The 6,647-nt window shown below is 62.0% G+C and carries 4 protein-coding genes and 4 pseudogenes; 3 read left to right on the forward strand and 5 right to left on the reverse strand.

The genetic code is table 11. The features are described 5' to 3' along the window. Window positions 1-18 precede the first annotated feature (18 nt). A pseudogene (locus FMZ75_RS17880) lies at window positions 19-780 on the reverse strand (IS5 family transposase). Window positions 781-908: 128 nt separating this feature from the next. Between FMZ75_RS17880 and FMZ75_RS17885 the strand changes: the two are divergent. Further along, window positions 909-1,488: pseudogene (locus FMZ75_RS17885) on the forward strand (transposase); the annotation flags it as partial. A gap of 140 nt (window positions 1,489-1,628) precedes the next feature. Here FMZ75_RS17885 and istB read toward each other — a convergent pair. Further along, a complete protein-coding gene (gene istB, locus FMZ75_RS17890) occupies window positions 1,629-2,438 on the reverse strand; it encodes an IS21-like element helper ATPase IstB (protein ID WP_166144844.1) in 810 nt (269 codons plus the stop codon). Further along, window positions 2,435-3,913, reverse strand: coding sequence for an IS21 family transposase (istA, locus tag FMZ75_RS17895; RefSeq protein WP_246729060.1), 1,479 nt, complete (start codon window positions 3,911-3,913; stop codon window positions 2,435-2,437). Before istA ends, istB begins: the two co-directional genes overlap by 4 nt. Before the next feature lie 249 nt (window positions 3,914-4,162). On the opposite strand from istA, the pseudogene FMZ75_RS17900 reads away from it, so the two are divergent. Next, window positions 4,163-4,774, forward strand: a pseudogene (locus tag FMZ75_RS17900) (IS3 family transposase); the annotation flags it as partial. A gap of 82 nt (window positions 4,775-4,856) precedes the next feature. Here FMZ75_RS17900 and FMZ75_RS17905 read toward each other — a convergent pair. Continuing rightward, a pseudogene (locus FMZ75_RS17905) lies at window positions 4,857-5,171 on the reverse strand (IS6 family transposase); the annotation flags it as partial. A 98-nt stretch (window positions 5,172-5,269) separates the two neighbouring features. Next, on the reverse strand, window positions 5,270-5,890 hold the full coding sequence (locus FMZ75_RS22055) for a CatB-related O-acetyltransferase (RefSeq protein WP_305076003.1): 621 nt from the start codon (window positions 5,888-5,890) through the stop codon (window positions 5,270-5,272). A 277-nt stretch (window positions 5,891-6,167) separates the two neighbouring features. Between FMZ75_RS22055 and FMZ75_RS17915 the strand changes: the two genes are divergently transcribed. Beyond that, a complete protein-coding gene (locus FMZ75_RS17915) occupies window positions 6,168-6,380 on the forward strand; it encodes a hypothetical protein (protein ID WP_166144854.1) in 213 nt (70 codons plus the stop codon). Window positions 6,381-6,647 lie beyond the last annotated feature (267 nt).

Consider the following 6,647-nt stretch of genomic DNA (forward strand, 5'->3'; position numbering starts at 1 on the left):
ATCGATTAGAGCCTGTCATCAATTGAGCCAGATGACGGCCGCGGCGAGGTGGACGGCAGCGAGGAAATTTCGGGCGGTCTTGTCGTAGCGGGTGGCGATGGCTCGAAATTGCTTGAGCTTGCAGAAGAAAATCTCGATCAGGCTGCGGGCTTTGTAGAGGTCTTTGTCGTAGGAGTGCGGCTCCTTGCGGTTGGCCTTTGATGGGATGACGGGTTCTATTCCGGCGTCGCGCAAGGGTTGAATCACTCGTTCGTCGGCGTCGTAAGCCTTGTCGGCGAGCAGCGCCTCGACCTCGAGCCCCGGCAAAAGCGCGTCGGCACCGAAAAGGTCATGCGCCTGCCCGGGCGTGAGATGCACGCCGGTCGGATTGCCGAGCGCGTCGACCGTGGCGTGGATTTTCGTGCTCAATCCGCCTTTGCTGCGGCCGATCGCTTGGTCTGCGCTGTCTTTTTTTGCGCGCCGGCGCTGTGCTGATGCGCGCGCACGATCGTGGCGTCGATCATGGCGTATTCATTGTCGGCGTCTTGCGCCAAATGCTCGAAAACCCGCGCCCAAACGCCGGCCTTGGCCCAGCGGCTGAAGCGCGTGTGCACGACGCGAAAATCGCCGAAGCGCTCCGGCAAATCGCGCCAGGGTATGCCAGCGCGATAGCGATACAGCACCGCCTCCACGAAAAAGCCGGTTGTCCTTGGCGGTCACGCCGACTGTTCCCGTGCGCCCAGGAAGCAAATTCTCGATGCGCTGCCATTGGTCATTGCGCAAGGCGTGACGTCGCACCATCGGTCGGCCCCTCCGATTCGGCCGACTGCCTATGAATCACGCAAACTCAATCTTGGGAATCGGAAGGCCTATCCGAGGGGCCAATTGGTGACAGGCTCTAGAGTCCGGCCGAATGCAGGACGGACACGATGAAGAAGAAGCGGTTCACGGAAGAGCAGATTATCGGGATTTTGCGGGAGCAGGAAGCCGGCGCGAAGGCGGCGGACCTCGCGCGCAAATACGCGGTTTCGGAGACGACGCTCTACAATTGGAAGGCCAAATTCGGTGGGATGGACGCTTCCGAGGCCAAGCGGCTGAAAGCGCTGGAGGAGGAAAACGCGCGTCTGAAGAAGCTTTTGGCCGATCAGATGCTCGACGCGGCGGCGATGCGTGAGCTTCTGGGAAAAAATGGTAGGGCCCGCCGTCAAGCGCGAAGCCGTCGCGCACCTTCGGGCCGTCATGGGCCTGTCGGAACGTCGGGCCTGTCGGATCGTCACCATCGATCGCAAGACGGCGCGTTACGCGTCGAAGCGCCCGGCCGACGCCGAGCTTCGCGCCGAGCTGCGCGATCTCGCCAATGCGCGTCGGCGCTTCGGCTACCGGCGGCTGTTCGTCGTGCTCCGCCAGCAGGGCGAGCGCTCGGGCAAGAACCGCATCTATCGGCTCTACCGCGAGGAAGGGCTGACGGTGCGGAAACGCCGCGCGCGCCGACGCGCCGTGGGAACACGTATGGCGCGGCAATCTGGATGAGAAGAGCGCGACAATCTGGATGAGATTTTTCGGTCGCGGTGAGGAGATGATTGTCGCGGAGCGACGATAAGGCAAGTGGATTTTTGGTGACGTTCGTCTTGATTGACGCGGAGCGACAATCAGGATGAGGATTTGATTGTCGCGCGCGCCGAGGGCTGGCCTGGACCAGCGGCTTTTTTGAGTGCGGCTTTACGTCGATAGCTGTCGACGTTCATCTCGAAGATCGTCGCATGATGGACGAGCCTGTCGACCGCGGCGAGCGTCATGGCTTGGTCTGGGAAGATTTTGCCCCATTCGCCGAAGGGCTGATTTGCGGTGATGAGCAGCGAGCGTCGCTCGTATCGGGCGCTGATCAGCTCGAAGAGGACGCTCGTTTCGGCCTGATCCTTGGCGACATAAGCGAGATCGTCGAGGACCAGCAAATGATATTTGTCGAGCTTGTCGATCGCGGCTTCGAGAGTCAGGTCGCGTCGCGCGACTTGCAGTCTCTGGACGAGATCCGTCGTTCTCGCGAAGAGAACGCGCCAGCCGTTTTCGATGAGCGCCAAGCCGAGGGCCGCCGCCAAGTGTGATTTTCCGACCCCAGGTGGACCAAAAACCAGTAAATTGGCTCCTTTTTCGAGCCAGGCGTCGCCGGCCGCGAGCGCTTGGACTTGCGCTTTCGAGATCATCGGCACGGCGTCGAAGTCGAAAGCGGCGAGCGTTTTTCCGGGCGGCAGACGCGCCTCGGCGAGATGGCGGGCGAAGCGGCGCTGACCTCTGTCGGCGAGTCCCTGCTCGGCGAGCGCCGCGAGAAAGCGCGCGGCGGGCCAGCCTTCCTTGTCTGCGGTGGCGGCGAGCGCGCTCCAGACGAGCTTGATGCCGGAGAGGCGCAGCTCGGGGAGAAGAAGATCGACGCGCGCGGCGTCGATTTTGTCGTTCGCTTTCATGCCGCGGCTCCTTCGAAAGAAGCGAGCGCGTCATAGACGGCGAGCTCGGGGAGCGCGACAATCCCATTGGGCGCCGCGGCGATCTTCGGCGCGAAGCGTTCGATCAGCGTGGAAAGGTTCGGCAGACGGCCGGAGTCGAGCTCCTCCTCGATCGCGACGGAGAGCTCGGCCTCGCAGGCGCGTTCATGCGCGATGGCGAGCAGGCCGACCATCGTTTTGCAGGCGGCTTTCTCTCCGGTCTCGGCGAGCAGCGCTTCGAAAGCGCGCGCATAGGCGCGACGAGGAAAGAGCTGCTCGCGATAGACGAGATTGAGCAGCGCCATGGGCTTTCGGCGCAGAGAGTGAATGACGTGCCGATAATCGACGACATGCCCATGCTTGCCGCCTGGCCCGGGCCTGCCGCGCGGCAGATCGAACAGATGCGTCGAGCCCTGAAAAACTTCGAGCCGATCGTCATAGAGGCGCACGAGAAGCTTATGGCCGATCAGCCGAGACGGCACGGTGTAGAAGACTTTGCGCGAAGTGAAGGCGCTGGACGAGGTGACCGAGACCCGCTCCTCCTCGAAGTCCGACGTCTTGCGCGGCGGCAGACCTTTCAGTTCCGCGCGTTCGAGATCGACGCGCGCGGCATTGCGGGCGTTGCGCCGACCGACGAGCTCGTCGACGAACTTTCGCCAGGCGCAAAGATCGTCGAAGTCGCGCGAGCCGCGCAGCAGCAGCTCGTCCTCGAGCGCGGCTTTGATATGGCCGTGGGCGCTTTCGATCGAGCCGTTCTCATGGGAGACGCCTTTGTTGTTGCGCGTCGGCGTCATGCCGTAATGGGCGCAGAGCGCTTCATAGCGGCGCGTCATATCCTCCTTGGCGTCGGCGTCGAGATTGCGGAAGGCGGCGGAGAGACTGTCGCTGCGATGCTGCTGCGGCGCGCCGCCGAGCGTCCACAGGGCGTTCTGCAAGCCTTCGGCGATGGCGACGAAGCTCTCGCCGCCGAGCACGACATGGGCGGATTCGAAGCCCGAGAATGGCAAGCGGAAGTGATAGAGCCGGTGCTCGAGCGGAACGCCGGCGATGGAGACCTCGAGATCGCGCATGTCGCAAAAGTCCGAGAGCCCCATGCGGCCCGGAGGATGCTCCTGCCGGAAAATCACCTCCTGCTCGGGACCATGGATGGCGCGCCAGTTCCGAATGCGTCGCTCCAGCGTGCGGCGCACGCCGGCGCCGAGTGCCGGATGCCGGCGGCGCAACTCCTCGAGCACGCCGATCGGGCGCAGGCCGGGCGCCGCTTTCAGCATGGGGACGACCTCGCTGTCCCAAACGCTCTCCAGCGGATCGGGCCGCCGGCGGGCGCGCGGCGTCTTCTTTTGGGAGAGAAGCCGAGGATCATGTTCCAGCCGGTAGGCGGTCGCCGGGCTGAAGCCGGCTTTCGCCGCGGCGACGGCGGCGCGGTCGGTTTTTCGAAATTGCATGAAGAGCCCCATCTGGCGGTCGGTGACATGGCGGCCGGGCAACGATTCGGTCCTCCCGAGGGGAAAACCGACCCTTCGCCCGGCCCCGCGACCGGCAGACAGGCCGTTTTTTCGGCGCGCGCGGGTGTGTCGGGGGGGGGGGGGGGGGGGGGGGGGGGGGGGGCCGCCCCCCGGGCGCCCGCCCCCCGGCGGCCCCCCCCCCACCCCCGCGATTCTCATCCAGATTGACGCTGGACTCTCACCTTGTTTGGCGCGCGGCAAACACGGGCGCCGATCCTCGTCGAGGCGAAGCCGAACGCCCGATGGTCTCTCGACTTCGTGCACGACCAGCTCGCCAGCGGCCGGCGGTTCCGCATCCTCAACATCGTCGACGACGTGACGCGCGAATGCCTGGCGGCGATCCCGGACACGTCGATCTCCGGCAAGCGGGTGGCGCGTGAGCTGTCCGCGCTGATCGAAAGGCGCGGCAAACCCGGCATGATCGTTTCCGACAATGGGACGGAGTTCACCTCGAACGCCATCCTGTCCTGGTCGGAGGAGAACAAGGTGGAGTGGCATTTCATCATGCCGGGTAAGCCGATGCAGAACGGCTTCTGTGAGAGCTTCAACGGCCGCATGCGGGATGAACTGCTCAACGAGACGCTGTTCTTCGGCCTCGACCATGCGAGAGAGAAAGTTCGCTCTTGGGTCCATGCTTATAACCACCGGCGCCCGCACTCTTCCCTCGGCTATGCGACGCCGGCGGACTATGCGGCCGCGCTCACCGCAACAGGCGATCGGCTGCGCAACCCAGACCTGCTCCGCCGATCGCCTGTTGCTCACCCCACGCCCGCGGGCGTATCAACCGCCGGGACTCAACTCGCCGCTGGATGAAACTTCGGGGGCATGTCACCCGTAGGTCAGCAATTGCGGCATTCCGCTTCGTCGAGATCGACGAGGAGAACGGGATGGCGCGCAGCAAAAAATCCACTGTTTTTCCCGCCCTGTCGACGGCTCGGTAGAGATAGACCCGCCGCCCCTTGATTTTGACGTAGGTCTCATCGACGCGCCACGATCCGCCAGCCCGGCGCGCGAAACGGTTCCACCGATTTTCGAACTCCGGAACGTAGCTCTGAACCCAGAGCATGATGGTCGTGTGGGCCAACGACAAGCCGCGCTCCGCCATCATTTCCATGAGATCTCGGAAGCTGAGCTTGTATCGCAGATACCAGCGCACGCAGAGATCGATAATTTCGCGGTTAAAATGGCGTCCTTTGAAAAGATCGTCCAGAACCCCAGAGTCCGGTTCCGCCCTCCGAAGGATTATGTTTCGCTCACGCCGTTTGCACCAGAACCAAGCCGAATGGCCGAGCTACTCGATCACGATCCTCAGTTTTCGTCGATCAAAGTTTTATATTCCAAATATCCAGGTTCGAAAGGTGGCGTTCCGGCAACACGACGCTCCAATGTGTCTATACTCAATTCCGGTCTTGAGACATCGATTCCCCGGAGTTGCCACGGGGCAAGCCGCCACCATCGACAGGCGAGCAATCGTTCACGAAGCTCTTCAGGGAAGCGATATTTTATCACTTTTGCCGGATTACCCCCGACGATCGAGTACGGCGGGACGTCTCTTGTGACCACGGCGCAAGCAGCGACAACTGCTCCGTCGCCAATGTTCACTCCGGGTTTGATGAAAGCTCCGTGACCGATCCAGACATCGTTGCCGATTTTGACCGGCCTAACGAATGGCAGTGGAGCCACTCCATCAAGATTTGGACGGTAGTTGTATAACTCTGGAGCGCCGACAAAATTAGCAGTACCGACGTCGAATAGCGGCGTCGTTAGGTAGAACATCGGGCTCGTCGAAAGCCAAGCATGGGGGTGGTCGCCCCTTCCGGCCTGTACCTGCTCGCCGATCGAAACATAGCGACCGATCTCGCATGCGAAATAATAGCCTGACACAGCATAACTAAAGCTGCCAATCACTAACTGATGCTGAATATCCATTCGCTGAGTGTTACATGGTGCCTCGAACCGCGAATCAAGCGGATATGGCGTCGATCCAGAGGGCAAAAACGTCTGTACTCCGAACTCTGCTAGGCGCCGCTTCACGCGTTCGGACATTACCGGATTCATCTCAGTTCCCATACGACCATATGACTACCCAATAGACCAGGACCAGAAGCACTGTCAACAAACGACTCTGATGCCAGCAATTCTAAATGGTCGTGGCCGGGTTGCGATTTTTGGTTTTCGAAAGCTCCCTTTCTGATTCAAGGTTGAGGTGCTGATTCTCGACCGCCTCCTCTCCGGGCTGCATGACGCCTGCGCGGCCTTTCCCGACAAGCGGAAGGGCGCGGGCGACTATTCGATGGCGGATATCGGCCTGTCGGCTTTTTCCCTGTTCTTAATGCAGTCGGAGTCGTTTCTCGCCTATCAGCGATCGCTCGCCGAGGCTTTGTCGCGAATTTTTCTCGCGGATCGGTTGGGACTATGATCGCCGGGCGTGGGGCAGGCGGAATAGTGCGATGATCGATTTCTAGGGGAGCCATTTGGCCATTTGGTCGTGCCCCCACCGGTGGTGTAGCAGTTCGGGAGCAAGCCGCTCGCGACGCGCGCTTTTCATAGCGCCGTAGCGAGCGAGCGGCTTGCTGCGGCCACCGGCGATTCTCCGGTTAGGGTCGGTTTGCGAATCTCAACGCAACCGAGGAACCCACCGATGACCGACGAGATGATGAGCCTGCGAGCGCTTCTGGAAAAGTCC

Origin of the sequence: Methylosinus sp. RM1, from assembly GCF_011378635.1 — a bacterium.
In the GTDB taxonomy this organism is placed as follows: Bacteria; Pseudomonadota; Alphaproteobacteria; order Rhizobiales; family Beijerinckiaceae; genus Methylosinus; species Methylosinus sporium.